Genomic DNA, 25944 nt, shown 5'->3' with positions numbered 1-25944 from the left:
AACGGCTAGCGTCGACACCGTGCGACGCCGTGCGCCCGCGCGACGTCGTGCACCGTGAGGAGGGGCCGATGACCACGATCGACGCGCACCGGACCGTGCCCACCGATGTCGAGCGGCTCGCGGCGCTGCGCCGGATGAAGCGCGTCGCAGCCGGGCTGCTCGTCGGCGCGGCGGTCGTCTTCGCCGTCTCGTTCGCCCTGCAGGACGAGGTGCCGTGGCTCGCCTACGTCCGCGCGGCCGCCGAGGGCGCCATGGTCGGCGCGATCGCCGACTGGTTCGCGGTGACGGCACTGTTCCGCCATCCGCTCGGCATCCCGATCCCGCACACCGCGATCATCCCGAAGCGCAAGGACGAGATCGGCGCGAGCCTCGGCGCGTTCGTCGAGCACGAGTTCCTCTCCGACGACGTCGTGCTCGGCAAGCTCCGCTCGATCGGCATCGCCCGACGGCTCGGCGGCTGGCTCGCGACGCCCGCCAATGCCGAGCGACTGACCGCCGAGGCATCCGTCGCCGCACGCGGCGTGCTCACCCTGCTCGGCGACGACGACGTCGAGGACGTCATCGAGCGACTCGCCCGGCGCCATCTCTTCGAACCAGAGTGGAGCCCGGCGATCGGCCGGGTCGGCGCCCGGCTCGTGGCCGCCGACCAGCAGCGCGCCGCGGTCGACGTGGTGCTCGAGAAGGCCGAGGCCTGGCTCGAGGCGCACCCCGAGGCGTTCGGCAGCATGGTCTCCGATCGGCTCCCCCGCTGGATGCCCGGCTTCGTCGATCGACTCGTCGACGACCGCGCCGCCCGCGAGGTGCTCGCGTTCATCCGCACCGTGCGCGCCGATCCGGGGCATCCGCTGCGCATCGCGATCGACCGCTACCTCGCCGAGCTCGCCGACGCCCTGCAGCACGACCCGGCGATGATCGCCCGTGTCGAGCGGCTGAAGGACGAGCTGCTCGCGAGCCCGCGCGTGCGCGAGTTCGCCGGCGAGGCGTGGGCCTCGGTGAAGGCGACGCTCGACGCCTCGCTCGCCGACCCGTCGAGCGAGCTGCGCGCGGGGCTGGCCTCGGCCGTTGTCGAGGTGGGCGCCCGGCTCGTCGACGACGAGGTGCTCGCCGCGAAGGTCGACACCTGGCTGACGGATGCCGCGGCCTACGTCGTGCGCAACTACCGCCACGAGATCGCGGGGGTCATCACCGAGACCGTCGAACGCTGGGATCCGCGGGAGACGACCGAGAAGCTCGAGCTGCAGGTGGGCCGCGACCTGCAGTTCATCCGCATCAACGGCACCGTCGTCGGCGCACTCGCCGGGCTCGCGATCTTCTCGATCGCCACGGCGGTGCACGCGCTCGCCGGGTGAGCGATCCCGTGGGTTGAGGAGCGAGCGAAGCGAGCGTCTCGAAACCCCTGCTGCCCGGACATCGAGGTTTCGAGACGGCGCTGGCGCGCCTCCTCAACCCACGGATCGCGAGACGGCGCTGGCGCGCCTCCTCAACCCACGGGAGACTATGAGCATGCACGAGCGCGCAGGCACCCCGGCGACCGAATCCGACCTCATCGACGTGGAGGCCCTCGTCAGGGCCTACTACGAGCGGCATCCGGATGCCTCGGTGCCCGAGCAGCGCGTGGCCTTCGGCACCTCGGGCCATCGCGGCTCCGCCTTCAACACCGCGTTCAACGAGGACCACATCCTCGCCATCACGCAGGCGATCGTCGAGTACCGCGCCTCGCAGGGCATCACCGGCCCGCTCTTCATCGGCGCCGACACGCACGCGCTCAGCGCCCCCGCGCAGACGACCGCACTCGACGTGCTCGTGGCCAACCGGGTGCGCGTGCTCGCCGACGAGTTCGACGACTACGTGCCGACGCCGGCACTCTCGCACGCCATCCTGAAGTGGAACAACGACCCCGCCACGCGCGCAGAGGGCGAGGCCGACGGCATCGTCATCACGCCATCGCACAACCCCCCGCAGGACGGCGGGTTCAAGTACAACCCACCGCACGGCGGCCCGGCCGACTCCGACGCGACGAGCTGGATCGCCGCTCGCGCGAACGAGCTCATCGCCGACGGCCTGCGGGGCGTCAAGCAGGCCGAGCCGAGTGCCGTCGAGACCTACGACTTCCGCGGCAACTACGTCGAGGACCTCGCGAACATCATCGACTTCGACGCGATCCGCGAGTCCGGCATCCGCATCGGCGCCGACCCGCTCGGCGGGGCATCCGTCTCGTACTGGGGCGCCATCCGCGACCGCTACGAGCTCGACCTGACGGTCGTCAACGAGCGCGTCGACCCGGCGTGGTCGTTCATGACGCTCGACTGGGACGGCAAGATCCGCATGGACCCGTCGTCGCCGAGCGCCATGGCCTCGGTGCTCGAGCACGGCAGCAGCTTCGACATCCTCACCGGCAACGACGCCGACGCCGACCGGCACGGCATCGTCACGCCCGACGGGGGCCTCATGAACCCCAACCACTACCTCGCGGTCGCGATCGAGTACCTGTTCGGGCACCGGCCGAGCTGGCGAGCGGATGCCGCGATCGGCAAGACCCTCGTGTCGAGCTCGATGATCGACCGGGTCGCCGACGCGCTCGGCCGTCGCCTCTGGGAGGTGCCGGTCGGCTTCAAGTGGTTCGTGCCAGGCCTCGTCGACGGCTCGGTCGGATTCGGCGGCGAAGAGAGCGCGGGCGCCTCGTTCCTGCGCTTCGACGGCACCGTGTGGACGACCGACAAGGACGGCATCCTGCTGTGCCTGCTCGCCTCCGAGATCCGCGCGGTGACGGGCACGTCCCCCTCCGCGCTGTACGCGGAGCTCGTCGAGCGGTTCGGCGACCCCGCCTACGAGCGCACGGATGCCGCGGCATCCGCTGCCCAGAAGGCCGCGCTCAGCAAGCTCGACGGCGACGCCATCTCGGCGACCGAGCTCGCCGGGGATCCCGTCACGGCGAAGCTCTCCCACGCGCCGGGCAACGGCGCGGCGATCGGCGGGGTGAAGGTCGAGACGGCCGACGCGTGGTTCGCGGCACGGCCGAGCGGCACCGAAGACGTCTACAAGATCTACGCCGAGTCGTTCAAGGGGCCGGAGCACCTCGCCGAGGTGCAGGCCGAGGCGAAGGCGATCGTCGACGCGGCGCTCGCGGGCTGAGCCCGCTCCGCTCGAACACGGGTTTCGAGACGGCGCCGGCGCGCCTCCTCAGCCCACGGTCACTCCAGCGAGAAGTAGGTGACGCTGCCGCCGCCCGAGGCGAGCGCCTCGTCGACGTTCCAGTAGTCGGCGTCCTTCGTGTGCCCGCCGACCCAGACGGCGATGCCGTTGTCGCTGCGCTCGACCCGGGTGACGACCGCGGTGTGATCGCGGTCGCCCGAGCCGTCCCAGTCGAACTGGGCGATGTCGCCGACCTTCACGCTGCCGCGCTGCGAGTCGTCGAGCGGTGTCGCGAGGTCGGGGCGGCTGTACAGCCAGTCGCGCATCGCGGTCGAGCTGGACCAGCTCGGCGACATCGCGCCGGTCTCGCGGTCGTAGTACCAGCCCGCTTCCATCGCCCAGCCGCGGGCGACGAGCGACTGGCTCGCGAAGTTCGCGCAGTCGACACCGCTCAAGACGGTGTACGCCGCGGTGTTGTAACTGTTCCAGTGGGTGAGCACGTATCCCACCTGGGCGTCGATGGCCGGGCTCGAGGTGTAGGTCAGCGTGAGCGAGGGGCCGGGCGCGTGCACCTCGGCCTGCTCGATCTCGGTGAGCTGTGCCGCGAGGGAGGCGGGGGCCGCGGCGCCGGCGACGGTCGCGGTCCCCGGTGTCGCGACGGCGACGGGCGTGCCCGCGGCATCCGTGAACGCGACCGCGACGTCACCGAGGGCGGTGTCGGCGACGGCCGGCACCTGGAACGTGAGCTGATCGGAGGTCGCGGTGACGATCGGCGCGGCGACACCGCCGACGACGACCTGGCCGACCTGGTCGAGCTGCTCCCCCGCGACCGTGACCTGGGCGCCCCCGGTGAACGGGACCGCCGCCGTCGAGAGTCCACTCGTGACCGTCGGCCGCTTCGCGATCGAGACCGGCGCGGAGATGACGTCGCGATTCGCAGTCGACTCGGCCGAGGAGTCCCGGGCCGCGGCGAGCCTCGTCTCGTCTTCGGCGGATGCCGCGGCGACGGCGCCGAACGCGCTGACGCTCAGGATCGCACTCGCGCAGCCGAGGGCCATGAACCGGCGGGCGCCGCCGCTCGACGGCCGGCGGTTGCGCACGCGCTCGGCGCGGTGGCGTGCACGGCGCTCGGCGAGGAGCTCGAGCTCCGCCTGCTCCCCGGCCTCCTGCGTCGCCTCGGGCGTTGCCGAATGCACCGGCTTCACCGGACTCATCACCGTCGCCGTCTCATCGCGCTCCGGCTCGACCGGAACCGACGAGGGTTCACGGTAGGTGGAGCGTCGACGAACGGGGGGTTCGGAGGGCGCGGAGGCAGACGAGAAGAAGGTGAAGGGCACAGGGGGATTCCGGGTCGGCGTTTCGGGGGACATCACACCCCATCACGCGAAATTGTGAGGAACCCTCTCGAATTCTGGGAAGGCGGTGAGAGCGCGCTCCCGCCGGAATTCCGCCGCCACGGCACCACGGGCCGAGGCTCGTCTGCGCCAGGCGGTTGAAACTGTTCTAGTATTTATAGAACAGTTACGAAAGGCTGCGCCGATGCTGATCCGAGTCGATCCCGCGAGCGACACGCCGATCTTCGCCCAGATCGCCGCGTCCGTGCACGCCGATGCCGCGGCCGGCCGACTCCGTGCCGGCGACCGCCTGCCGTCGGCCCGCGACGTCGCCTCCTCGCTCGGCGTCAACCTGCACACGGTGCTGCGCGCCTACCAGCTGCTGCGCGACGAGGGACTCGTCGATATGCGGCGCGGTCGCGGCGCGGTCGTCACCGAGGCGGTCGAACCGCTCGCGCAACTGCATCACGACATCACCGCGCTCGTCGCCCGCGCCCGCACCCTCGGCCTCGCAGCCGATACACTCGCCGCCCTCGTGAAGGAGACCTACCGATGACCGCGTCAGCCGACGTCCGCACCGCCCGCCACCGTTTCCTGCTCGTCGGATGCGCCTTGCCCGCGGCATTCACCGTCATCGCCGTCGTGCTCATGCTGAGCTGGCTTCCCGAGGTCCCGGCGACGGTCGCCACGCACTGGAACGGCAGCGGCCCCGACGGATTCGGCCCCGCGTGGACGGTCCCGCTCGGAACCGCCGTGGTCGGGCTCGGGCTCGTCGCGCTCTTCGCCGCGATCATGCTCACCGGCACGCGCGGCGGCCAGTGGGGCCCGATGCTGCGGCTGCTCGGCGCACTGTCGATCGGCACCAACGTGCTCATCGTCGTCGGCATCACCTGGTCGTTCGGCATGCAGCGGGGGCTCGCCGACGCGCACGACGCACCCGACATCGGCCTGCAGTTCATGGTGTGCGCGGTGCTCGCGCTCGCGACGGGATTCGTCGGGTGGCTCGTGCAGCCGAACGTCACGACCGACGGCCGTACGCCGGCGCGCACCGTCGAACCGCTCCACCTCGCCGCCGGCGAGCGGGCCGTCTGGGTGCGCACCACGGCGATGAACCGGACCGGGGTGATCGTCATCGTCGTGAGCATCCTCGCACTCGCGATCGGCACCGTCGTCGTTGCGGCGAGCGGCTCGACGGCGTGGTGGGTCATGCTCGGCGTGACCGTGCTGCTCGCCCTTCTCGCCCTCACCACCCTGGTCTTCCGGGTGCGGGTCGACGACCGCGGACTCGTGGTCCGCTCACCCCTCGGCATCCCGCGCTTCCAGGTACCGATCGACGACGTCGAGGCCGTCGCGGTCACGAGCGTGCAGCCGACCGCGGAGTTCGGCGGCTGGGGCATCCGCCTCGCGCCCGACGGGACGTTCGGCATCGTGCTCCGCGCCGGCGAGGCGCTGCAGGTCACCCGCCGCAACGGTCGTCGCTTCGTCGTGACCGTCGACGACGCGGCCACCGCGGCAGCCCTCCTCGAGGCGCTCAGCGCGCGGGCTCGCCTCGAGCCGCCTCGCTGAGGCCGGCGCGGCGCGCACGCAGTCCCGCGATCACGAGCGGCACGAGCACGAGCAGTGCCACGACGTTCACTCCCGCGAAGCCCGCAGCCCCCAGCACGACGCCTGACAACGCAGCGGATGCCGCGGCCGCGAGGTTCATCGCGGCATCCGTCGCGCCCTGCAACGGCACGCGGATCGACGGCTCGACCGAGGTCGTGAGCAGCGTCGAGCCGCCGATGAGCCCGCACGACCAGCCGAGGCCAAGCAGGCCCAGCGCGAGCGGCACGAGCAGCATGTCGTCGGCGGGCGCCAGGATGCCGATGAGCGCGGCGCTCGTGAGGATAGCGGCGCCGATGGCGATCACTCGCGGCGGGCCGATGCGGTCGGCGAGCCACCCGACGAGCGGGCTGGCGCCGTACATGCCGATGATGTGGATGCTGAGCACGACGCCGACGAGCGAGAGCGAGAGACCGTGCTCGGTCATGTGCACCGGGGTCATCACCATGACGCCGATCATCACCGTGTGCGAGCACACGATGGCGAGGATCGCGAAGAGCGACCTCGGTTCGCGCACAGCGGTGCGGAACGCCGCCCACGCCCCGACCGGTTCGGCAGCCGGTGCCGCTCCCCCGGCGTCGACGACGTGGTCGGGGGCGAGCTCATCGGCCTGCGTGTCGGTGACGTCGGGAGCGCTGCTCGCGGCATCCGTCGCCATCGTGCCGGGCTTCGGCAGCCGCAGGAGCGTGGCCACGAGCAGGGTCGAGAGCGCGAACGCGACGCCCGAGAAGAGGAACGGACCGACGAGGGGCGGCAGGCCGAGCGCGATGCCGACGGCGTCGCCGGTGGAGGCGAGCAGCGGGCCGGCGACCGATCCGATGGTCGTGGCCCAGAGCACGATCGACATCGAGCGCGCCTCGAACCCGGCGGCGGCGACCTCGGTCGCGGCGAAGCGCGCCTGCAGGCCCGCCGCGGCGCCCGCACCGAACGCGGCGAGCCCGAGGAAGACGAACGGCACCCAGCCGCTCGCGGCGGCGGCGATCACAAGCACGGCGCCCGTCGCGGCGAGCGCGTAGCCCGTCGCGAGCGCGACGTGGCGGCCCGAGCGCACCGCGAGACGCGCGAGCGGGATGGCGACGATCGCGGCGCCGAGCACGCTCGCCGACTGCGCGAGGCCGGCAAGGGCGACGACGCCCGTGAGCTCCTCGACGAGGAGCGCCGCGACGGCGATGCCCGAGGCCACGCCGACGCCGGCGAGGAGCTGATTGACCACCAGCACCGTGAGCGAGAGGCCGCGATGCGGCACGCGCTCACTCATACTCGGGCGCTGCGGGCAGGCCGAAGAACTCCTCGAGCGTCGTGATGCCGTTCTCGTGCATCTCGGTCGCGAGCGGCACGCCGACGTAGCGGTAGTGCCACGGCTCGAACTCGTAGCCGGTGACGTCGGTCTTGTCGGCCGGGTAGCGCAGGATGAACCCGAACCGCCAGGCGTTGTCGCGCAGCCAGATTCCCTCGGGGGTGTCGGCGAAGCACGCGTCGAGCGAGCAGTCGCCGCTGTCGGCGCCGATGTCCATGACGAGTCCGGTCTGGTGCTCGCTGAACCCGGGACGCGCCGTCAGCAGGTCGTCGCCGTCGTAGATCTCCTCCTGCGACTCGTACGAGCGGAACGCGCTGTTCGAGGCGAGCGTGAGGTCGGCCTCGTCGGACGCCGCCTGGAACATCGCGACGACCGCGTCGGCGGCCTCCTGGCGCAGCATCGGATCCCACGTGTGCGGCACGTCCACCTCGACGAGGTCGTCGGGCTCGAAGTCCTGCGGGTTCATGGGGCGCAGTTTGTTCACGACGACCCAGATGCTGTTCGGTTCGTCGAGGGAGTGCGCAGCGCGGTCGAAGGTGTCGACGCCCGCGGGCGGCGGGGCGGCAGCGGGGGCAGGGCGCGGAGTCGCGGACGTCGCCGAACCGGATGCCCCGTCGGCCGTCGATCCCGCGGCCGCACCGCCCGAAACCGCACCGATCACGACGACGGCGACGGCGACGAGGGCGAGGCTCAGGGAGGCGGCGATCACGAGACGACGCTTCTGCCCCGCCTCGTCGGACGGGTCCTGGCGTTCACTCGATGACACCGCTCGAGTCTACGCCGGGCTCGAGAACGCAGCTGGGAGAGCGCTGGTCGGGGCGCCGGTGCGATGTCGGCGCGACGCCGGCAGCGCCCCGTGTCGACACGATCCGCGATCACGTCTCGGTAACGAAGCACTACCGTGAGAGCGCTCTCTTGACTTTCGGATTCGTCGATGGCTAGCATCATGGCTGCATCGTGAGAGCGCTCTCACCACGGGTGGGCGGCGCGTCTCACGTGACCATTCCGACACCCACGCACACGCACACAAGGGAGTGACCGTGAAGCTTTCACGACGCACCAAGGCGATCGCCGCCGCAGCAGGCGCCGCATCCATCGCCCTCATCGCCGCCGGCTGTTCGCCGGCGGCCGATTCCGGAGAGGGAGACGGCGGCAAGATCGAACTGACCGTCGCCACCTTCAACGACTTCGGCTACACCGATGAACTCCTGCAGGAGTACATGGATGCGAACCCGAACATCACGGTCGTGCAGAACAAGGCCGCGACCTCGAACGACGCACGCGCCAACTACTTCCAGAAGCTCGGCAAGACCGGCCTCGCCGACGTCGAGGCGATCGAGGTCGACTGGCTGCCCGAGGTCATGCAGTACTCCGATCTGCTCGCCGAAGTGCCCTCGGGCACCGCCGACCGGTGGCTCGACTGGAAGGTGCAGGCCGCGACCGACGCCGACGACCGCCTGATCGGGTACGGCACCGACATCGGCCCCGAGGGCGTCTGCTACCGCTCCGACCTGTTCGCGGCAGCCGGCCTGCCGACCGACCGCGAGTCGGTCGCGACCCTGCTCGAGGGCGACTGGGCCAAGTACTTCGAGGTCGGTGCGCAGTACTCCGCTGCGACCGGCAAGGCCTGGTTCGACTCGGCCGGCGGCACCTACCAGGGCATGGTCAACCAGGTCGAGGCCGCCTACGAGGACCCCGACTCCGGCGAGATCATCGCCACCGAGAACCCCGACGTCGAAGACATCTACAACCAGGTGCTCGACGCCAGCGCCGCCCAGTCGGCCCACCTCGGCCAGTGGAGCGACGACTGGTTCGCCGGCCTCTCGAACGGCGCCTACGCGACCATGCTCTGCCCGGGCTGGATGCTCGGCGTCATCTCGGGCAACGCCGAGGGCGTCACCACGTGGGACGTCGCCAACGTCTTCCCCGCCGGCGGCGGCAACTGGGGCGGTTCGTACCTGACCGTTCCGGCCAACGGCGAGCACGTCGAGGAGGCGCAGAAGCTCGCCGACTGGCTGACCGCTCCCGAGCAGCAGATCAAGGCGTTCGTCAACGCCGGCACCTTCCCGAGCCAGAACGAGGCCTTCACCGACCCCGCACTGACCGACTACACGAACGAGTACTTCAACAACGCCCCCGTCGGCCAGATCTTCACCGATCGCGCCAACGCCGTCACGGTGGCCCCGTTCAAGGGCGAGTTCTACTTCCAGGTCAACGACGCCATGCAGAAGGCCCTGACGCGTGTCGAGGACGGCACGCAGGACAAGCAGGCCTCGTGGGACCAGTGGGTCTCCGAAGTCGAGGCGATCGGCTAACCGCCGAGTGCCCGCGGGGCGTGTCGCGTCGTGCTCGACGCCGACGCGGCACGCCCCGCTCCCGACCGCCGCACCCACCTCCTGAAAGAGCACCATGACCGCAACCGAGACGGATGCCGCGACCGGCACCCGCACGAACGGCACCGCCGCTCCCCCGCCGCGGCACGAGCCCAGAGGCATCCGTCGCCTGGCGTTCTCCCAGCGGCTCAGCCGGTGGGACCTGAAGCTGTCGCCCTACCTCTACATCTCGCCGTTCTTCATCCTCTTCATCGTGACCGGGCTCTTCCCGATCGCGTACACCGCGGTGATCTCCTTCATGGACTGGGACCTCGTGCGCGGCACGGGCACCTTCATCGGCTTCGATCAGTACGTCTACGTGCTCACCCAGCCGAAGTTCTGGATCGCACTGCGCAACACCTTCAGCATCTTCCTGCTCTCGAGCGTGCCGCAGCTCCTGCTCGCGATCTTCATCGCCGCGATGCTCGACCAGAACATCCGGGCGAAGACCTTCTGGCGCATGGGCGTGCTCGTGCCCTACGTCATGGCGCCCGTCGCCGTGGCCCTCATCTTCAGCAACATGTTCGGCGACAAGTACGGCCTCGTGAACACGATCCTGCAGGACATCGGCCTCTCGCCGGTCATGTGGCACAGCGACGCGTTCGCGAGCCACATCGCGATCGCGACGATGGTGAACTTCCGCTGGACCGGATACAACACGCTCATCCTCCTCGCCGCGATGCAGGCGATCCCGCGGGACTACTACGAGGCGGCCGCCATCGACGGCGCGTCGAAGCTCCGCCAGTTCTTCGCGATCACCGTGCCGAGCCTGCGCCCGACGCTCATCTTCGTGATCATCACGTCGACGATCGGCGGCCTCCAGATCTTCGACGAGCCGCGCATGTACGACCAGTACGGCACGGGCGGCGCCGACTCGCAGTGGCTGACGATCACCCTCTACCTCTACGACATCGGCTGGGGGCAGTGGAACTTCGGCCGCGCCGCAGCGCTCGCCTGGATCCTGTTCCTCATCATCCTCGCGATCGGTGTCGTCAACCTGCTCGTGACCCGACGTCTCGTGCGCGACGAAGGGAGCACCCGATGAAGCGCCCCGGCTGGTTCGTGTACTCGAGCCTCGTGATCGTGCTCGGCGCGGCCCTCTTCCCGTTCTACTGGTCGTTCCTCATCGGCTCCGGTGACGCCTCGACCATCCGCGACCCGAACATGTCATGGCTGCCCGGCGGGAACTTCCTCGCCAACGCGGCATCCGTGATCAACGACCCCGCCGTGAACTTCTGGCGGGCGCTGTGGAACTCGATCTACAGCTCGGCCCTCATCGCCGCCTCGGTGGTCTTCTTCTCGACGCTCGCGGGCTGGGCGTTCGCGAAGCTGCGGTTCCGGGGCTCGAAGTGGCTGCTCGTCTTCGTCGTCGCGACCATGGCCGTGCCCACGCAGCTCGGCGTCGTGCCGCTCTACATCCTGTTCGCCGACCTCGGCTGGACCGGCAACATCGGCGCGATCATCATCCCCGCCCTGACGAGCGCCTTCGGCGTCTTCTGGATGACCCAGTACCTGCAGCAGGCCGTGCCCGACGAGCTCATCGAGGCGGCACGCGTCGACGGGGCATCCTCGTTCCGCACCTTCCTGACGGTCGCACTGCCTGCCGCCCGGCCCGCCGCCGCGATGCTCGGCCTCTTCACCTTCGTGTCGGCGTGGAACAACTTCTTCTGGCCGTTCATCGTGCTGGACCGCAACGACCCGACGCTGCCCGTCGCGCTCTCGCTCCTGCAGTCGAACTACTTCGTCGACTACTCGATCGTGCTCGCCGGCGTGCTGCTGTCGACGATCCCCCTGCTCATCCTGTTCGTGTTCGCGGGCAAGCAGCTCGTGAGCGGCATCATGGCGGGAGCCGTGAAGGGATGACCATCGACTTCCGAGAGGACCTCACCACAGTGACCGATGTCACCAGCCGACCGTTCCCGTCCGACTTCCTGCTCGGCGCAGCGACCGCGGCGTTCCAGATCGAGGGCGCTGCCTTCGAAGACGGCCGCACGGCCTCGATCTGGGACACCTTCTGCCGGGTCCCGGGCGCGGTGATCAACGGCGACGACGGGGATGTCGCGTGCGACCACTATCACCGCATGCCGCAGGACGTCGCGCTCATGCGGGAGCTGGGCCTCCAGACCTACCGCTTCTCGACCTCGTGGTCGCGGGTGCAGCCCGACGGCGGCCCGGTGAACCCGAAGGGCGTGGACTTCTACTCCCGCCTCGTCGACGAGCTGCTCGGCGCCGGCATCAAGCCGTGGCTCACGCTCTACCACTGGGACCTGCCGCAGGCCCTCGAGGACCTCGGCGGGTGGACGAACCGCGACACGGCGTTCCGCTTCCGCGACTACGCGCTCGCGATGCACGACGCCCTCGGCGACCGCGTCGACGTGTGGACGACGCTCAACGAACCGTGGTGCTCGTCGTTCCTGAGCTACACCGGCGGGGCGCACGCACCGGGGCGTCAGGATGTCGCGGCGGGCCTCGCCGCCGGCCACCACCTGCTGCTCGCCCACGGCCTCGCCGTGCAGGCACTGCGAGGCCGCGACCCCGAGCTCGAACTCGGCATCACGCTGAACCTCACGGTCGCGAAGCCGGTCGACCCGACGCACCCCGGCGACGTCGACGCCGCACGCCGCATCGACGGCCAGTTCAACCGCTTCTTCCTCGACCCGATCTTCCGAGGCGAGTACGCCGACGACCTGCTCGCCGACGTCGGCGCCCTCGGCCTCGACGCGGTCGTGCAACCCGGCGACCTCGACGTGATCTCCACCCCGATCGACACGCTCGGCGTGAACTACTACCACGGCGAATACGTGAGCGACCGGCCGGCGGGGCAGCCGTTGCTCGCGCAGGCGCCGACCGACCGCGCCATCCGCTCGCCGTTCCCGGCCGCCGACGGCGTCTTCAACCATCCCCAGGGCCTTCCGCTCACGGCGATGGAATGGGAGGTGCAGCCCGACGGGCTCCGCGAGCTCCTCGTGCGGGTGCACGAGGACTACGCGGCATCCGCCGGCGTGCGCCTCTTCGTCACCGAGAACGGCGCGGCGTACGACGACGTCGTCGCTGCCGACGGAGCGGTGCACGACGTCGAGCGCACCGAGTTCCTCGAGGCGCACCTCGGGGCGATCCTCGACGCAATCGACGAGGGCGTGCCGGTGCACGGCTACTTCTACTGGTCGCTCATGGACAACTTCGAGTGGGCATGGGGCTACGACAAGCGCTTCGGCATCGTGCGGGTCGACTACGACACGCAGGAGCGCACGGTGAAGGACAGCGGGCTCGCCTACGCCGCGATCATCCGCGAGCGGGCGCTGCCGGTGACGCCGGCGCAGATGAGCTGAGCCGCGACCCCCGACCGCACCTGGCGGAAATAGACTGACGGCAGACAAGGGGGTGGTGATCGGATGCGTTCTGCGGCACCGACGCTCGAAGCGGTCGCCCGAGAGGCGAAGGTGTCCCGCGCGACCGTGAGCCGGGTCGTCAACGGCTCGCCGAAGGTGAGCGCCGACGTGGTCACGGCCGTGAACGCGGCGATCGCCAAGCTCAACTACGTGCCCAACCGTGCGGCTCGCTCGCTCGCGAGCCGCACCTCGGGGGCGATCGCGCTGATCGTGCCAGAAGACACGACCCGGTTCTTCGGCGACCCGTACTTCGCCGCGATCGTGCAGGGCATCACCCGGCGCCTCGACGAGAGCGACTACCTGCTGAACCTCCTCGTCGCGTCGACCGACCCGGGCCACAAGACCAGGCGCTACCTCCGGTCGGGGATCGTCGACGGTGCGCTCGTCGTCTCGCACCATGAGGGCGACGAACTGCAGCACGACGCCGGCATGACACTGCCGCTCGTCTTCGGCGGCCGGCCGTCGTCGGAGTTCGACGACCACATCTTCGTCGACGTCGACAACGTCGAGGGCGGCCAGCTCGGCACCCGGCATCTCGTCGACCTCGGCCGCCGCCGCATCGGCACGATCACCGGCCCCCTCGACATGCCGGCCGGCATCGACCGGCTCGCCGGCTTCCGACAGGCCATGGAGGCCGCCGAGATGCCCGTCGACGCGGTCGAGACCGCCGACTTCACGGCCGCCGGAGCGGTCGCAGCGACCCGGCGCCTGCTCGACCGGGTGCCCGACCTCGACGGGCTCTTCGTCGCGAGCGACCTCATGGCGACCGGTGCGCTCGCCGTGCTGCGCGAGCGCGGTCGATCGGTGCCGGATGACATCGCCGTCGTCGGCTTCGACGACAGCCCCGCCGCGACCTCCTCGGCGATTCCGCTGACGACCGTGCACCAGCCGTCGGAGCAGATGGGCTTCGAGATGGCCGACCTGCTGCTGCGGCACCTGGCGGGCGACGCCGACGTGCCGCGTCGCAACATCATGCCGACCCGTCTGGTGCGGCGCGCGTCGGCGTAGGCCCTCGGCCTCGGCTCAGTCGCGTCGGAGGACACGAGTCGCGTCCGAGGCAACGGAGCAGCGTCCTCCGACTCGACTCGCGTCCTCTGATGTGAAGACCGGCTACGTCGGCGGTCAGGTCGCCAGCGGCCCCTGCTCGAACACGACGCCCGCGACATCCGTGAACCGGCCCTTCATGACGGCAATCGCCTCGGGGTTCTCGTCGACGAGCACGAAGCGGCGGCCGAGCGTCGCGGCGACCGCGCCGGTCGTGCCCGAGCCGGCGAAGAAGTCGAGCACCCAGTCGCCCTCGCGCGTCGAGGCCTGCACGATGCGCCGCAGGATGCCCTCGGGCTTCTGCGTCGGGTAGCCCGTCTTCTCGCGCCCGGTCGGCGAGACGATCGTGTGCCACCACACGTCGGTCGGCAGCTTGCCGAGCTCCGCCTTCTCGGGCGTCACGAGCCCCGGCGCCATGTACGGCTCGCGGTCGACCGCGGTCGAGTCGAACCAGTACGCCGACGGGTTCTTCACGTACACGAGGATCGTGTCGTGCTTCGTCGGCCACTTGCGCTTCGCCTTGGCGCCGTAGTCGTAGGCCCAGATCAGCTCGTTGAGGAACGACTCGCGACCGAACAGCGCATCGAGCAGCACCTTCGCGTAGTGCGCCTCACGGTAGTCGAGGTGCAGGTACAGCGTGCCGTCGTCAGCGAGCAGCCGCCATGCCTCGATGAGCCGCGGCTCGAGGAAGCCCCAGTAGTCGTCGAAGCGGTCGTCGTAGCGCAGCAGGTCGCCGCGGATGCGCTCGTAGCGCCTGCCCGCGAAGCCCGTGATGGTGCCGACCGCGCCCGCAGAACCCTGCGCGGACTCGGCGTCATCCGTCGGCGCGACGCGCACGTGGCGGGTCGACTGCCGCGACTGGGCCCGACCGGTGTTGAACGGCGGGTCGAGGTAGATGAGCGTGAACCGCCCGTCGGGGAAGGTCGGCAGCACCGCGAGGTTGTCCGCATGGATGATGCGGTCGGGTTCGTCGGTGCTCACCCGTCCAGTCTGTCAGCTCGATGCCGCAGGTTGAGGAGCGCCCGACGAAGGAGGACGCGTCTCGAAACCCGGCCGCTCGCACGCGGGGTTTCGAGACGGCGCTGGCGCGCCTCCTCAACCCACGAGACGGCGCTGGCGCGCCTCCTCAACCCACGGACTACTCGACTTCGAGGCGGATCGTGCCGCGGAACCGGTCGGCTCGGGCGGGCTCGGGCCGCGAGGCATCCGTGCCGTCGTCGGCGAAGGAGATGCCCTTGTCGCCGTCGCCCGGCAGCGGCGCCGGGGCGGGCAGCCGGCTCTGCCGGTCGAGCTCGGCCTGCGCCTCGTGCTTGCGCGGTGCGAAGACCTCGTCGCCGATCATCATGATGCCGCCGCCGCTGCCGCCGCGCTTGGTCTTGTCGGAGAGGTCGATCCAGCCGCGCCGCACGGCGTACGCCACGAAGGCGACGACGAGCGCGGCGATGCCGAGCCAGATCCACCAATCCACCCGGCGAGTCTAACGGGGATCGCTGAGCCTTCCTCGCACGGGGTCAGGGCACCCGGTACAGCCACTCCTGCGTCGAGAACTTCGACGCGACGAGCGCCTCGGCCTCGGCGAGTTCGTCGGCGCCCACCGTGCCGGGGGTCGCGCCGTAGAGCGAGGTGAAGGTCTGCTTCAGGCTCTCGATGACCGCCGCACGGCTGAGGCCCGTCTGCGAGCGCAGCGGGTCGACCCGCTTGGCCGCCGAGGCGATGCCCTTGTCGCTGATCTTCTCGCGGCCGATGCGCAGCACCTCGAGCATCTTCTCGTTGTCGAGGTCGTACGACATCGTGACGTGGTGCAGCACCCCGCCGGATCCGAGTCGCTTCTGCGCGGCGCCGCCGATCTTGCCGAGCGGGCTCGCGATGTCGTTGAGCGGCTGGTAGGTCGCCTCGATGCCGACCGCGCGCAGTCCCTGCAGCACCCAGTCGTCGAGGAAGGCGTAGGAGTCGGCGAAGCTCATGCCCTGCACGAGCTCGCCCGGCACGTAGAGGGAGTACGTCACGACGTTGCCGCGCTCCATCATCATCGCGCCGCCGCCCGAGATGCGGCGCACGACGTCGAAGCCGTACTTCTCGGCGCCCTCGGGGTCGACCTCGTTCTTCACCGACTGGAAGCTGCCGATGACCACGGCCGACTCGTCCCACTCCCAGAAGCGCAGCGTGGGCTTGCGGCGCCCCTCGCCGACGCGGGTCGCGAGCACCTCGTCGAGGGCGAGGTGCGTGCGCGGCGGCACGGCCGCGTCGTGCACGATCTCCCATTCGTAGTCGGCCCAGCTCGTGGCATCCGTCATCGCCCGCCGCACGGCCACCGCGATCGCTTCGGCCGAGAAGCCGAGCATGACGGCGTCGGGGCGGAGGCCCGCGGCGATCGCCGCCGCGATCTGCTTCGCATCGGATGCCGCGGAGAGCCCGCCGAGCGCTGCGTCGATGTCGCCCAGCGCCTCGTCGGGTTCGAGGAAGAAATCGCCCGCGACGCGCGGGTTCACGATCACCCCGTCGCGCACATCGAAATCGACGACCACGAGCTTGCCACCGGGCACCTTGTATTCACCGTGCATGCGGTACAGCCTACGGATGCCGGGCGACGCTGCGGCGTCCTACGATCGAGGAGACGGCAGGGGGCCCGAGATGACGACGTTCTACCTGGCACGCCACGGGGAGACGACCTGGCACGCCGACCACCGGTACGCGGGCAATTCGGATGTCCCGCTGACGCGCCACGGTCTCGGACAGGCCGCCGCCCTCGGGGCCTGGGCGGTCGACGCGAGCCTCGACGCGATCGTGGCATCGCCGCTCAGCCGCGCGCGGCGTTCGGCCGCGCCATCCGTCGAGACGACCGGGCTCGCGCTGCGCGTCGACGACCGGCTCGTCGAGATCGACTTCGGCGACGGCGAGGGGCTGACTCCGGCCGAGCTCGCCGAGCGGTTCCCCGCCGAGTGGGCGGCGTTCTGCCGGGCGCCGGCGACGAACCCCTTCCCGGGCGGCGAACGCGGACGCGACGGCATCGCCCGCGCCCTACCGGTCTTCGACGAGCTCGTCGAGGAGTTCCCCGACGGGCGCGTCCTGATCGTCGCGCACGCGACGCTCATCAGGCTGCTCTTCTGCGAGCTGGCCGGCATGGATCCCGACGGCTACCGCGACCTGCTGCCCGTGCTCGGCAACTGCAGCATCACCACGATCGTCTACCCCTGGGCGACCGAGTCGGAGCTCACGAGCCATCCGCGCATCCGGCTGCTCGGCTTCGACGTGCCGCCGGGGCGTGCCGCGGTCTGAGCGGCGTCTCGACCATCCGACGAACCGACTGACCGCTCGTCGATAGCCTGTCGGCATGCTCGTCATCGCCTCGGTGCTCATGCTCGTGCTCGCCATCGGCCACTCGCTGCTCGGCGAGCGCTTCATCCTCGTGCCGCTCTCGCGGCAGCACGAACTGCCACGAGTGGCTGGAGCGGACTTCCCGCTCGCGACGCTGCGGTTCGCCTGGCATGTCACGTCGGTGCTCGCCCTCGCCATCGCCATCGCGCTGGCGCTGTTCGCGTTCGATGCCAGCGTCGATGCCGCGATCGCGGCGATCGGGTGGTGCCTCATCGCGGCGAGCCTGCTGCCGCTGGTGTTCAGCCGCGCACGACACCCGTCATGGCTCGTGCTCGCTGCGGCCGGTGTGCTGTGCGTGGCGTGGGCGATGCTCGACTGACGACGCGCCTCAGTCGACCGCGAACCGCTCGTCGAGCCAGCCGATGAGGTCGGCCCGCACCTCGGCCCGGTTCGTCTCGTTGAAGATCTCGTGCCGTGCGCCCTCGTAGACGATGAGCTCGACATCGACCAGGCCCGAGCGGTGCACGTAGGAGTTCGCGAGCTTCGCCGCGCTCTCCTCGCCGCCGAGCGGGTCGTCGGAGCCGACCATGATGAGCAGCGGCAGCTCGGCGGGCAGGTCCCGCGCCGGCCGACCGAGCAGGCGCAGCGAGTCGACCGTGCCGAACAGCTTCCGCAGCGGCACGGCGGTCGTGTACGGGTCGGCCATGAAGGCGGGCGCGACGTCGGGGTCGCGGCTGAGCCACTCGACCGGGGTCGGCCCGAGGTGCTTGTGGCGGGCGTTCAGGTCGCCGCCGTTCATGTCGAACAGCGTGCGATAGGCGGTGCCGGTGAGCACGACGCCGTCGTACTTCTCGGCGCTGCGGTTCACGATGATCTGCGACATGAGCGAGCCCCACGAGTGGCCGAGCAGCACGAGCGGCAGCTCGGGACCCTCGGCCTCGCGGATGACGCCGCTGAACTGCTCGACCGCGTCGATCGTCGCCCGGAGTCCGCCAGGACCGAGTCGGCCCATGCGGGTGAGGTCGCCGCCGTGGTGCTCGAAGCCGGTTTGGCCGTGGCCGCGATGGTCGTCGGCCCAGACCGAGTAGCCGGCGGCGTTCAGCGCTTCGATCAGCTCGCCGTAGCGGCCGATGTGCTCGCCGACGCCGTGCGCGAGCTGGATCACCGCGGTCGCGCCGGGCACCCGCCACGACTCGTAGTGGATCCTGACCCCGTGCGCATCGGTGAAGGTCGCCATGCCGACATCATGGCAGGCCGGCCATCCCGATGGTCGATGAACCCGCGGTGGGTAGGCTCTGGCCTGTGACCGACGTTGTTCCACACCTCGACCTCGCCGACCCCGCCTTCGACGTCACGTCGGAGCCCGTGCTCGAGGCCCGCAATGCGGGCTGGTACGCCGAGACGCCCTACGGCTGGGCGATCCTGCGCTACGACGAGGGCACCGCCGTGCTGAAGGATCGCCGATTCCAGCAGGGCAACGCGCGCTGGCCGGCGCAGAACGGCATCCACGACGGACCGTGGCAGCAGTGGTGGGGCGAGACCCTGCTGAGCATCGAGGGCGACGATCACCTGCGCCTGCGGCGCCTGCTCGGCCCCGCGTTCCGGAGCCGGGCGATCGAGGCGATGCGACCGCGCTTCCAGGCGCTCGCGAACGAGCTCATCGACGGCTTCGCTCCGCGCGGCCGAGTCGAGTTCGTGTCGGAGTTCGCGGAGCCCTACGCCTCCCGCATCCTCTGCATGCTGCTCGGCCTGCCCGACGAGCAGTGGCCGCAGGTCGCGCACTGGGCCGACGACCTCGGCAAGTCATTCGGCGTCAACGTGCGCAACGACCTGCCGCGCATCGAGGCCGCGCTCGAGGGGCTCACCGGCTACATCGAGGAGGTCATCGCCGATCGGGCGGCGACCCCGCGCGACGACCTCGTGACCACGCTCCTGACGGCCCACGAGAGCGACCCTTCGACGAGCTCAGGGCAGGCTGCGCTCAGCCGGCGCGAACTCAGCGTCGCCCTGGTCTTCCTCGCCTTCGCCGGCATGGAGACGACGCGCAACCAGCTCGGGCTCGCGATGCAGACCTTCCTCGCGCACCCCGACCAGTGGGCCCTGCTCGCCTCACGCCCCGAGCTCGGCGGCCGCGCCGTCGAGGAGGTGATGCGGGTCAATCCGACGGTCACGTGGGTCACCCGCGAAGCACTGGAAGACGTCGACCTGCACGGCCTGCACGTGCCGAAGGGCGGCATCGTGCAGGTGCTCTCGCACGCGATCGGCACCGATCCGCGCACGATGGGCGACGCGCCCGGCTTCGACCTGCTCGTCGAGGACCGCCCGCTGCACGCCGGCTTCGGCGGCGGCGTGCACCACTGCATCGGCCACTTCGTCGCACGCACCGACATGAGCGTGGCGCTGCCACTGCTCGCGCAGCGCATGCCGGATGCCGCGCCCGACGGCGCGGGCGAGTGGTTGCCGGTCTCGGGGAACACGGGGCCGGTGCGGTACCCCATCCGGTTCGGCGCGGGCTCGTAACAGCGACGCGGAGCGAGCGGGACGCGACTGCGCCCGCTCGCTCCGCGGTCTGCGTCTCCTCTGCAGAGGGGCGCGTCGCCTCAGAGTGCCACGGTGCCGATGAGGTTGACCTTCACGCCGATGCGGTCGAGCATCGCGACCTTCGCCGCGAGCGCCCGGTCGGCGGTCTCGGCGTCGGGCGCGTAGACGAGCTGGGCGTGATTCGCCTTGTGGCGCGCCATGAACTGGTCGCGGTCGACGTCGTGCAGCACGACGTGCGCGATCGGCCACTCGGGGTTCGTCGCCTGCTTGCGCCGCTCGGTCTCCTTCGCGGGCAGCTCGACGACGGTGCCGCGGAAGACGTCGGCCTGCAGGATGCCGTCGGCGATGAACACGCGCGAGAGCACGATCTCGCCGGGCTTGGAGACGCCGTTGATCGTCGCGCCGCCCGCCGGGAAGAACACCGGGTCCTGGCGCCATCCCTCCGCGTGCGCCCAGCCGTCGAGGTGCGAGGCCGGCACCGAGCCCGAGATCTCGTACACCCAGACGAACTCGCCGTCGTACTCCTCGCCCCAGCGCACGTCGTGCAGGGTGTTGTCGGGCACGAGGCCCATCGCCGACCACACGCGATCGGTGATGAGCGCGTCGACGGCGACGCCTTCGTCGGCCTCGTTGAAGTGCGGGAAGGCGCGCCCGGCGTGCAGCTCGCGCGAGCCGTCGCGCGAGAACACGGGCGGCCGCTCGGTCGAGTTCAGCACGCCCTCGGCGAGGTCCGACGCCGGCACGAGGTCTTTCAGCCCCTGCTGGTACTGGATTCCGACGGCGTCGAGGCCGAAGTCGTCGGAGATGCGGAGCGCCGCGATGTACATCTTCATCTGCCAGCGCACCTGCAGGGCCGTGAGCTCGGTCGCGTCATCGGTGCCGAAGCGGAAGGTCATGCCGCGCTCGACGAGCCAGTCGCGGGCGGCATCGGCGTCGGCATCGGGCACGGTCAGCATCTCGGCGTAGAGCGCCGACTGCGAGAGCCGCTCCTTGTAGATGCCGAGCGGGTTCAGCAGCTCGTCGTCGAACACGGCGTTGTACATGCCCATGCAGCCCTCGTCGAAGACGCCGATGATCGCCTTGTCGGCGAGCAGCTGGTCGCCGAGGGCGCGGCCGAGGCGCACCTCGGGGGTGTCGGGCAGCTCGGGCAGTGCACGCACGTGCGAGGCGTCGTGCGTGATGCGCCCGGTCTCGACCCATTCGCGGAGCCCGGCCTTGAACCACTCGTCGGTGAAGTCGACCGACCAGATGGTCGAGTACGGCGTGCCCATCTTGGTCAGTCCGGCGTTCAGGCCGAGGAGGCCGACGAGGCCCGGCCAGTCGCCCGCGAAGTTCGCGACGGTGAGGATCGGACCGCGGTGGGTGCGGAGCCCGGCCAGCACGTGGTGCGAGTACTGCCACACCGCCTCAGCCACGATCAGCGGGGCGTCGACCGGAATCGCCTTGAACACCTCGAGGCCCATGCGCTGGCTCGAGATGAACCCGTGGCCCGTCGCCGGGTCGACGCCGTTGGCCCGGACGACGCTCCAGCCGAGCTCGTCGAACGCCGCGGTGACATCCGCCTCCATCGCCGACTGGGTCGCCCAGCCGGCGGTATTGGCGGACTCCCGGAGATCGCCGCTCGCGATGAGGTAGGCGGTGTTCGGCGTCGCGACCGGCCGTTCGACGGTCGCGGGCAGGGTGTAGCTGGTCATCGTGTCTCCTGGTGTTCGTGGTCGTCGGTCGCCGCGCGGGCGATGTGGTCGTCGCCGGCGGTCAGGTGCAGTACTCCGGATGCCTCGCGCCCCCGCAGCACGATGCGGTCGACGTCGAGCACGCCGCCGTCGACGTGCAGCGTGAGCTCGTCGCCGTCGATCTCGACGCGCCCCCATGCCTCACCGGTCGTGAAGAGGAAGCGGCCGTCGGAGCCCGGGTCGAACGAGAGCGTGCGGGCCGGGGCATCCCATTGCGCGCCGCTGAAGGCGAGCAGCAGCGCCCAGGACGCGAGTGAGCGGGCGTAGTGGTTGCCGCACTCGATCTCGTTCCACGGGTTGCGCACGCTGCCGTCGTACCGGGCTCGGAGGGTGCGCTCGAGGAGCAGCGCGTCGTCGGCGAGCCCCGCGTAGACGAGGCTCGCCGCGACCTGGTGCTCGATGCCGGTCCAGACCTCGTCGGAGTAGACGAAGGGGATCGCCGGTCGTCCGCCTCGCGGCCACGAGGCGAGCAGCAGCCCGCCCTCGTCGTTCAGGGCGTAGACGCGCTGCGTGCTCTCGTGCTCCGAGAGGTCGGTGCGGTGGTTGTGGCGCACGATCGCGCCGAGTGCGCTGCGCACGTGCTCGGCGGGGAGGATCTCGCCGAGGCCGTTGACGGAAGCGTGGAACTGGCCGAGCAGCTGGTCGGAGAGCACGCCGTCGCCGTACTGGTAGCGGTGCCCGTCGACGTCCTCGATGACCTGCCGGTAGAACTCGCCGTTCCAGAGCACCGCCTCCATGCCCGCGGCGCAGCGCTCGGCGCGGGCGAGCCAATCGGACGCGCGCCCCGTCTCGCCGAGGTGGGCAGCCATGCGGGCGCCGGCGCGCAGCGCGGCCAGGAACATGCCGTTCGCGAGCGGCTCGACACCGTGGAACTCGATGTCGTAGGTGTTGTGCAGCTCGCCGTCGAGCAGGCCGTCGCCGTCGGTGTCCCACTCGCGGATCGCGTACTCGAGGGTGCGGACGGCCGCGGGCCAGAGCTCCCGCAGGAAGTCGTCGTCGCCCGAGAACCGCCACTCGCGGTGCAGGCGCAGGAACGTGCCGAGCTGCCCGTCGACTGCTGGGCCCATGAACCAGGAAGGGCCGCCGAAGACACGGTTCGACCGGAACTTCTGGGCGCCGGCGGCATCCGTCTCGAGCAGGAACTCGACCCGGCGGGCGCTCCGCTCGAGCGACGGGAACAGCCATGCCGCCGTCTGGGCGTACGACCAGACGTGGGTGCAGGTTCCCTCGCAGGAGCCGCCGTGGTCGAACGAGCCCTCCCACGCGGCGAAGACGGGGCCCTCGCCGAGTTCCGGATTCGGCTGCTCGACGACGAAGCACGTCGTCGAACGCAGGGTCGCGATGTTCGCCCCGACGGCGTCGGCGATCACGGGGTCGAGCGTGCCGCCGTAAAGGGCCTCGACGAAGCCGCGCGTCGAGGCCTCGAGCGCCGGCAGCTCCCGGTGCAGGTGGGACGCGGCGGCCCACGCATCGGGCCAGAGCGTCGCGTAGTGGTTGCGCACCACCTGGGGCGGGTCGGCGTCGGCGAAGACGATGTGGCCGTACCAGCCGCGTCGCCGATTCGGGAAGCTCCACGCGAGCACGAACTCGAAGTCGCGCTGCTCCCCCGGTGCGAGCTCGTGCACGATGCCGAGCGTGCCGGTGCGGAGACGCGGGAGCTTCTCGAACAGCGCCTCCTCGGTCATCGGCGCGCCGTCATCGGAGTCGGCGAAGAGCCCGCGCGGGCGATCCTCGAGCGTCAGCCGCGGCTCGGGTTCGAGCAGACCGTCATCGCCGAGGTCGTTCCAGAAGAGCCGCGGCCCGTCGGGCCAGAAGCCGGTCACCCACTGCGGCTTCGCGGTGGTCGAGGCATCCGTCGTCGTGAGGCTCATCGTGCCGTACCCGAAGTCGTCGTCGGGCAGCCCGATGCCGAAGTCGAGCCCACGCACCGCGCCGTCGTCGCGCCAGCGCACGGTCTGCGCCGCGCGCATGCCGTACGGCCCCTCTCCGCGCCCGGCGGTGTGGCTGAGCGAACCCGCGACCGTGACGGCGACGGGCACCGCCCCGGGGTTCGTGACGCGGTAGCGCAGCACGGCGGCGGGGATGCCGGAGGCGTCGGCATCGAGCGGCACGAGCGGGGTGAAGGCGGTGAGCGAGACGTCGACCGGCAGCACGTCGTCGACGAAGTCGAGGTCGACCACCGGGTACTCGCCGTGCATCGTCGCGCCGGCCAGGCGCGGGAGCCCGGCGAGCCGGTCGAAGCCGTAGCCGGCATCCCAGTCGTGGCGGCCGGTGATCCGCGCCTCGAGCACGCGGGTGACCGCGGCGGCGCCCTCGGGGGCCGCGTGGATCGCGAAGAAGGTGTTCGGGTTCAGCCGGCCCTTGTCGGGCAGGTTCTCGAGCTCCCAGTCGCGCAGCTCGCCGCGGGCGCCGAGCGACACGTTGCCCGTGCCGATGCCGCCGAGCGGGAAGGCGGCCCGCTCCGCCGTGTGCGGGATGCCCCGGGCCCTGCGCGTCATCGCGCGACCTCCTGCTCGTCGCCGACCCGCTCGTCGCCGGCCTGCTCGTCGCGGACCCGCTCGTGCTCGCCCGCCGGCTCGGCGCGCTGCGCCGCCGCGAGCTCGTGCACGAGCTCCTTCGTCGAGGTGTACAGCCGCAGGTAGCGATCGAAGAGCACGTCGTAGTCGGCGGCGACCTCTGCCCGTGGCCGGATCGTCGTCGCGACGGGGTTCCAGTCGGCGATGCTCGGCGGCTCATCGGCCGGCGCGCTTCCGGCGGTGGCCACCGCGGCGAGGAAGGCCGCGCCGTAGCTCGCCCCGATCGTCGTCTGCGGCACCTCCTGCACGAGCCCCGTGGCATCCGACACGATCTGCAGCCACAGCGAGCCCTGCGTGCCGCCGCCGACGGCGACGATGCGGCGGATGTCGGCTCCCGCGGCGCGCATCGTCTCGACGTTGTGCCGCACGCCGAGCGCGGTCGCCTCGAGCGCGGCCCGGTACAAGTCGCCGCGGGTGTGGCTGAGGGTGAGCCCGGCGACCACGCCGCGGGCGTCGGGATCGAGGATCGGGGTGCGCTCCCCCGCGAAGTAGGGCAGCATCACGAGCCCGCCCGCACCGACGCCGGACTCGGCTGCCTCGGCGAGCAGGGTCGGGTAGTCGGCGTCGGTGAGCTCCTTCAGCCAGCCAGTGAGGGCGCCGGAGGTCGCGAGCCCGCCGGCGAGGTTGCGGGTGCCGGGGAAGGCGCCGACCGTGGTCCACATCGACGGCGTGCGCAGGGTCTCCTCCCCCGTCGCGATGAGGAACATCGTCGTGCCGTACATGAGCATGAGGTCGCCGGCGCCGTGGGCGCCGACGCTGACCGCCTCGGTCCATGCGTCGATCGTGCCGGCGATGACGGGCGTGCCGGCCGGGATGCCGGTGGCCTCGGCCGCGGCCTTCGTGACCGTGCCGACGATGTCGCCCGCCCACGCGAGCGGCGGCGCTTCGATGCCCTCGGCGAAGCGGCTCCACCACGGCTCGTGCCAGGTCTCGGCCTCGATGTCGTAGAGCGGGGAGACCTGGCTCGCCGACTGGTGGTCGAGCACGTAGGCCCCGGTCAGCCTGCGCACGAGCCACGAGGCGGGCATGAAGAGTCGGCGGGCCCGGGCGAACGCATCGGGCTCCTCGTCGGCGACCCAGCCGATCTTCGGCCCGCCCGCCTGCGAGGTGAGGGTCGAGCCGCCGACCCGCGTGATCTCGTCGCGGCCGAGCTGCTGCGACATCCGCTCGATCTGCGCCGCCGCCCTCGTGTCGACGCCGTACAGGATCGCGGGGCGCACCGGTCCGTCGTGCTCGTCGACCAGGAGGATGCATGGGCCCATGCCGCTGACGCCGACGCCGATCACCTCGACCGCGATACCGAGAGCGGATGCCTCGGCCAGCAGTCGCCGCGAGAGCTCCACGAACTCGTCCCACCAGATGCGGCCGTCCATCTCGACCCAGCCGGCATGCGGGCGCTGCACCTCGTGCGCCGCCGTGGCGGTCGCGATGATCTCGCCGTCTGCCGCGACGAGCACGCCCTTGCTGCTCGAGGTGCCGATGTCGACTCCGAGCGTGCACCGCTTCGGCATGGCGTTCCTCCTTGATCGCAGCCAGTGTGGCGTCGTCGGCAACTCTAGGCGAAATCGATTTCATGATCAATCGAAGCGCCGCAATCGACGTGAGATCC

The 25944-nt window shown here is 70.9% G+C and carries 22 protein-coding genes; 12 read left to right on the top strand and 10 right to left on the bottom strand.

Annotated elements, in window-relative coordinates:
* Nucleotides 1–68 precede the first annotated feature (68 nt).
* Nucleotides 69–1349 carry a DUF445 domain-containing protein gene (locus ASE14_RS13580; RefSeq protein ID WP_056656427.1) on the top strand — a complete coding sequence of 427 codons (1281 nt, stop codon included), beginning with the start codon at nucleotides 69–71 and terminating at the stop codon, nucleotides 1347–1349.
* A gap of 154 nt (nucleotides 1350–1503) precedes the next feature.
* A complete protein-coding gene (gene pgm / locus ASE14_RS13575; protein ID WP_056655402.1) occupies nucleotides 1504–3132 on the top strand; it encodes a phosphoglucomutase (alpha-D-glucose-1,6-bisphosphate-dependent) in 1629 nt (542 codons plus the stop codon).
* Nucleotides 3133–3191: 59 nt separating this feature from the next.
* Here the strand turns inward: pgm and ASE14_RS13570 are convergent, their stop codons facing one another.
* Entirely contained in the window at nucleotides 3192–4328 is a 1137-nt protein-coding gene (locus ASE14_RS13570) for an amidase domain-containing protein (protein ID WP_162257741.1), read from the bottom strand.
* 343 nt (nucleotides 4329–4671) lie between these two features.
* On the opposite strand from ASE14_RS13570, the gene ASE14_RS13565 reads away from it, so the two are divergent.
* Together ASE14_RS13565 and ASE14_RS13560 are read left to right on the top strand one after the other, a co-directional pair.
* Nucleotides 4672–5022 carry a GntR family transcriptional regulator gene (locus tag ASE14_RS13565; RefSeq protein ID WP_056655397.1) on the top strand — a complete coding sequence of 117 codons (351 nt, stop codon included), beginning with the start codon at nucleotides 4672–4674 and terminating at the stop codon, nucleotides 5020–5022.
* The gene (locus ASE14_RS13560; RefSeq protein WP_056655395.1) at nucleotides 5019–6032 is read left to right on the top strand and encodes a DUF1648 domain-containing protein; all 1014 of its coding nucleotides are present in this window, start codon (nucleotides 5019–5021) and stop codon (nucleotides 6030–6032) included. The genes ASE14_RS13565 and ASE14_RS13560 overlap by 4 nt, the downstream gene beginning before the upstream one ends.
* On the opposite strand, the gene ASE14_RS13555 is transcribed toward ASE14_RS13560, so the two are convergent.
* Together ASE14_RS13555 and ASE14_RS13550 are read right to left on the bottom strand one after the other, a co-directional pair.
* Nucleotides 5998–7326 carry an MFS transporter gene (locus ASE14_RS13555; protein WP_056655392.1) on the bottom strand — a complete coding sequence of 443 codons (1329 nt, stop codon included), beginning with the start codon at nucleotides 7324–7326 and terminating at the stop codon, nucleotides 5998–6000. The genes ASE14_RS13560 and ASE14_RS13555 overlap by 35 nt on opposite strands.
* Complete coding sequence (locus ASE14_RS13550) at nucleotides 7319–8131, bottom strand: M15 family metallopeptidase (protein ID WP_157372984.1); 813 nt, start codon at nucleotides 8129–8131, stop codon at nucleotides 7319–7321. The genes ASE14_RS13555 and ASE14_RS13550 overlap by 8 nt, the downstream gene beginning before the upstream one ends.
* Before the next feature lie 268 nt (nucleotides 8132–8399).
* On the opposite strand from ASE14_RS13550, the gene ASE14_RS13545 reads away from it, so the two are divergent.
* The 5 genes from ASE14_RS13545 (at nucleotide 8400) to ASE14_RS13525 (ending at nucleotide 14134) form a co-directional block, all read left to right on the top strand.
* Nucleotides 8400–9680: an extracellular solute-binding protein gene (locus ASE14_RS13545; protein WP_369816492.1), complete on the top strand. Its 1281-nt coding sequence runs from the start codon at nucleotides 8400–8402 to the stop codon at nucleotides 9678–9680.
* 94 nt (nucleotides 9681–9774) lie between these two features.
* Entirely contained in the window at nucleotides 9775–10782 is a 1008-nt protein-coding gene (locus ASE14_RS13540) for a carbohydrate ABC transporter permease (protein WP_056655390.1), read from the top strand.
* The gene (locus ASE14_RS13535; protein ID WP_082600683.1) at nucleotides 10779–11600 is read left to right on the top strand and encodes a carbohydrate ABC transporter permease; all 822 of its coding nucleotides are present in this window, start codon (nucleotides 10779–10781) and stop codon (nucleotides 11598–11600) included. The genes ASE14_RS13540 and ASE14_RS13535 overlap by 4 nt, the downstream gene beginning before the upstream one ends.
* A complete protein-coding gene (locus ASE14_RS13530; RefSeq protein ID WP_056655387.1) occupies nucleotides 11597–13066 on the top strand; it encodes a GH1 family beta-glucosidase in 1470 nt (489 codons plus the stop codon). The genes ASE14_RS13535 and ASE14_RS13530 overlap by 4 nt, the downstream gene beginning before the upstream one ends.
* Before the next feature lie 63 nt (nucleotides 13067–13129).
* Entirely contained in the window at nucleotides 13130–14134 is a 1005-nt protein-coding gene (locus ASE14_RS13525) for a LacI family DNA-binding transcriptional regulator (RefSeq protein ID WP_056655385.1), read from the top strand.
* A gap of 114 nt (nucleotides 14135–14248) precedes the next feature.
* Here the strand turns inward: ASE14_RS13525 and ASE14_RS13520 are convergent, their stop codons facing one another.
* The 3 genes from ASE14_RS13520 to ASE14_RS13510 all read right to left on the bottom strand — a co-directional run bounded on the left by ASE14_RS13520 (nucleotide 14249) and on the right by ASE14_RS13510 (nucleotide 16731).
* Nucleotides 14249–15151: a site-specific DNA-methyltransferase gene (locus ASE14_RS13520; protein WP_056655382.1), complete on the bottom strand. Its 903-nt coding sequence runs from the start codon at nucleotides 15149–15151 to the stop codon at nucleotides 14249–14251.
* A 157-nt stretch (nucleotides 15152–15308) separates the two neighbouring features.
* Nucleotides 15309–15638 carry a hypothetical protein gene (locus tag ASE14_RS13515; RefSeq protein WP_056655379.1) on the bottom strand — a complete coding sequence of 110 codons (330 nt, stop codon included), beginning with the start codon at nucleotides 15636–15638 and terminating at the stop codon, nucleotides 15309–15311.
* A gap of 43 nt (nucleotides 15639–15681) precedes the next feature.
* Nucleotides 15682–16731: a biotin/lipoate A/B protein ligase family protein gene (locus tag ASE14_RS13510; RefSeq protein ID WP_056655376.1), complete on the bottom strand. Its 1050-nt coding sequence runs from the start codon at nucleotides 16729–16731 to the stop codon at nucleotides 15682–15684.
* A 70-nt stretch (nucleotides 16732–16801) separates the two neighbouring features.
* Here ASE14_RS13510 and ASE14_RS13505 point away from each other — a divergent pair, with 70 nt between their 5' ends.
* Both ASE14_RS13505 and ASE14_RS13500 read left to right on the top strand, forming a co-directional pair.
* Nucleotides 16802–17446, top strand: a complete 645-nt coding sequence (locus ASE14_RS13505) for a histidine phosphatase family protein (RefSeq protein ID WP_082600682.1) — start codon at nucleotides 16802–16804, stop codon at nucleotides 17444–17446.
* 55 nt (nucleotides 17447–17501) lie between these two features.
* Nucleotides 17502–17864, top strand: a complete 363-nt coding sequence (locus tag ASE14_RS13500; RefSeq protein WP_056655374.1) for a hypothetical protein — start codon at nucleotides 17502–17504, stop codon at nucleotides 17862–17864.
* Nucleotides 17865–17873: 9 nt separating this feature from the next.
* Here the strand turns inward: ASE14_RS13500 and ASE14_RS13495 are convergent, their stop codons facing one another.
* Nucleotides 17874–18722, bottom strand: coding sequence for an alpha/beta hydrolase (locus ASE14_RS13495; protein WP_056655372.1), 849 nt, complete (start codon nucleotides 18720–18722; stop codon nucleotides 17874–17876).
* 65 nt (nucleotides 18723–18787) lie between these two features.
* Here ASE14_RS13495 and ASE14_RS13490 point away from each other — a divergent pair, with 65 nt between their 5' ends.
* Complete coding sequence (locus ASE14_RS13490) at nucleotides 18788–20005, top strand: cytochrome P450 (protein WP_157372983.1); 1218 nt, start codon at nucleotides 18788–18790, stop codon at nucleotides 20003–20005.
* Between the two features lie 80 nt (nucleotides 20006–20085).
* Here the strand turns inward: ASE14_RS13490 and ASE14_RS13485 are convergent, their stop codons facing one another.
* The 3 genes from ASE14_RS13485 to ASE14_RS13475 are packed head-to-tail and all read right to left on the bottom strand — an operon-like array spanning nucleotide 20086 to nucleotide 25846.
* Nucleotides 20086–21720: a fucose isomerase gene (locus ASE14_RS13485; protein WP_056655367.1), complete on the bottom strand. Its 1635-nt coding sequence runs from the start codon at nucleotides 21718–21720 to the stop codon at nucleotides 20086–20088.
* Nucleotides 21717–24257, bottom strand: a complete 2541-nt coding sequence (locus ASE14_RS13480) for a GH116 family glycosyl-hydrolase (RefSeq protein ID WP_056655364.1) — start codon at nucleotides 24255–24257, stop codon at nucleotides 21717–21719. Before ASE14_RS13480 ends, ASE14_RS13485 begins: the two co-directional genes overlap by 4 nt.
* A complete protein-coding gene (locus ASE14_RS13475; RefSeq protein ID WP_082600681.1) occupies nucleotides 24254–25846 on the bottom strand; it encodes an FGGY-family carbohydrate kinase in 1593 nt (530 codons plus the stop codon). Before ASE14_RS13475 ends, ASE14_RS13480 begins: the two co-directional genes overlap by 4 nt.
* Between the last annotated feature and the right edge of the window lie 98 nt (nucleotides 25847–25944).

The sequence above is a fragment of the Agromyces sp. Root81 genome, from assembly GCF_001429165.1.
GTDB lineage: Bacteria > Actinomycetota > Actinomycetes > Actinomycetales > Microbacteriaceae > Agromyces.
The sequence above is the reverse complement of the archived record's forward strand: the minus strand, read 5'-3'. Positions and strand labels throughout refer to the sequence as shown.